General features: G+C 62.4%; 3 protein-coding genes. 1 reads left to right on the top strand and 2 read right to left on the bottom strand.

The features are described from left to right. Window positions 1–203: 203 nt before the first annotated feature. Entirely contained in the window at window positions 204–941 is a 738-nt protein-coding gene (locus EN969_RS26745; RefSeq protein ID WP_024501513.1) for a gamma-glutamylcyclotransferase, read from the bottom strand. Window positions 942–1,107: 166 nt separating this feature from the next. Here EN969_RS26745 and EN969_RS26740 point away from each other — a divergent pair, with 166 nt between their 5' ends. Beyond that, window positions 1,108–1,884 (top strand): VOC family protein, encoded by a 777-nt coding sequence (locus EN969_RS26740; protein ID WP_013530891.1) that lies wholly within the window; start codon window positions 1,108–1,110, stop codon window positions 1,882–1,884. A gap of 80 nt (window positions 1,885–1,964) precedes the next feature. On the opposite strand, the gene EN969_RS26735 is transcribed toward EN969_RS26740, so the two are convergent. After that, window positions 1,965–2,399: a hypothetical protein gene (locus tag EN969_RS26735; protein ID WP_127419539.1), complete on the bottom strand. Its 435-nt coding sequence runs from the start codon at window positions 2,397–2,399 to the stop codon at window positions 1,965–1,967. Window positions 2,400–2,409: the final 10 nt, after the last annotated feature.

Genomic DNA, 2,409 nt, shown 5'->3' with positions numbered 1-2,409 from the left:
TGCAGGTCGGAAAAATTATCCGCATACTGGTCGGCCGAGAGTCTGCCGCCCGCAATGCCTTCCCTGAATTGGCCTTCTGGCATCGTCAGTTCCCCATGTTTTCTTTTGGAGAAGGCTAGCACGTTTTATTTTTTTATCAATTGGTCAATTTTCGACGCAAGTCACTGAAAAGGCTCGGCAATAACATGATTTTTTTACTCATATTATTGCGACTGCGGTCGGGCTTGCAGTGCGAGCGAAAGGCCAGGCTCAAGCTTGCGGCCATGGATGGCCCTGACCTCCTGCGCCACCAATTCCTGCAATCGCCACAGATTGCGGTCGCGGATGCCGAATGCTTCGAGATGGCTGACCGTGTTGTAGAGATATTCGGCGCCGGATCCGATATGCCCGCAGGCTCTGGCCAGCACGCTCGCCACTCTGTCCAGCGGCTGGTTCAGCGACGTTCCCCTGCCCTTCACGCCGACCCAGAAGCCGAGCGCGCGCAGCTTACCCTGCGGCGTATGCACCGGCAGCCAGCGAACCGTCTCGATGCTTTCATGGTCGCTGATCTCGCGCCGCAACAGCCTTTCGATCTGCGCCGGCTTCTCACCCTCCGGCAAGCGATAGATCACGCCGTTGCAGCGCCCGCCCCGCTCGAGCGCCATCATCAACCCAGGCTGCTCGGCGCTGCCGCGCCAGCGCACCATGTCGAGGCAGAAGGAGCGGTGCCAGCCGAAGGCTGTGGCGAGCTGTTGCTCGACCGACTCGAATTCCGGCTTCCAGATCAGCGACCCATAGGCGAACACCCATAACGGTCCCTCATCGGCTTCATTGGACAGTCGCAAGGCGAGGGTTCGAAAGTCCTCGTCGTTCATGTCTGTCCAGCTCGGGTCCGGACCGGGATCGGCCTCTTCCCGATGGCACAGTGCGACAAGCTCGGGCGTGAGCGACATCAAGCGCATGGACGACAACCCCTCATGACCGCAGAGAAATCGAAAACCGCTGGATGCGCAATCAGGGAACGCTTGGCACACACACCCATTGTTGTCCGGGCGGTGTCGGATTTCCGTCGTGAGGATCGTCCTATGGTGGACGACGATCGATCCATGAAAGGTGAGGAGACCGAAAATGCCAAAAACCCCGATGCCCTTCTTCTGGTACGAATTGATGACATCAGATCTCGACGCCGCCGAGGCGTTCTACACCCAAGTGGTCGGCTGGACGGCGCAGCCCTTCGATAAGGCACCCGGCATGCCGCGCTACATCGTCATGAATGTCGGCGAACGTGGCGTCGGCGGCCTGATGACCTTGCCCGAGGATGCCGCCAAGATGGGCATGCCGCCTGCCTGGCTCGGCTATATCCACACCAGGGATGTCGATGCCGCAACTGCATCGCTGGAGAAAGCCGGCGGCACCGTTCACCGCCAGCCCGACGACATTCCGGGCGTCGGCCGCTTTGCCGTCGTCGCCGATCCGCAAGGCGCGACCTTCATGTTCCTGCAGCCGAACGGTCCCGACCAGCCTGTCGTGCCGGCCAGCACGCCGGGCCACATCGGCTGGCACGAGCTTTACACGTCGGACTGGAAAGCCGCGTTCGATTTCTATTCCGACCAGTTCGGCTGGGTCGACGCCGGCGATTTCGACATGGGCCCGATGGGCACGTACCAGACTTTTACGGCCGGCCCCGAATCCGGCGGCGGCATCATGAACAAGCCCGCGCAGATCCCGGTCCCGGTCTGGCAATTCTACTTCAACGTTGCGGCCATCGACGCGGCGGCCAAACGGGTCACCGACAATGGCGGCAAGATCCTGATGGGGCCGATGGAGGTCCCCGGCGGCAGTTGGATCGTGCAGTGCCAGGACCCGCAAGGCGCGCACTTCGCCTTGATGGCGCCAGTCCGCTGACGGCGATCGAACACCGCTGACACAAAGTGCGGGCTTTCATCGGACCACCGATGAAGGCCTCTCCCCTGCCTGGCGCCGCCTCATTCCGGCGCCAGCACCGCAACCTTCAACTCAGCTTTTTTCGCGCCGCTGAACTGAACGGTGGCCGGGCCGGGCGCAAGCTTGAAGCGCACGCTCTTGCGGATGCCAGGGCATGTTTTCACGCCACTGTAGCCCGCCGACTTGATGGCCTGGCCATCCTGGATGACATCGATCCAGGCCTCCCCCGAGAGACTTATCTGGATGGCTCCCTCGGATGGCACCTCCACGCTGGCGACGGCCCCGAAACTGTCTGATGCCGGCGCACGTTCGGGCGCTACCGCAAAACCGGCTTTCTCTACCGGCACCAGCGCCAGGTCCGCAGCCGCACCAACCGCCAGTGCCGCTCCGGACGGCGTTGCCGGTGCCGCGGCAAACAGGGTCTGCTCCCGCGTCACGGGCCACTTGAAGGCCTCACAGCCGGCGTCCTCGGCCATGGCAAAGCTG

The sequence above is a fragment of the Mesorhizobium sp. M7A.F.Ca.CA.003.01.2.1 genome (assembly GCF_003998945.1).
GTDB lineage: Bacteria > Pseudomonadota > Alphaproteobacteria > Rhizobiales > Rhizobiaceae > Mesorhizobium > Mesorhizobium ciceri.
Note: the sequence above shows the minus strand (reverse complement) of the source record. Positions and strands in the feature narration are given on the sequence as shown.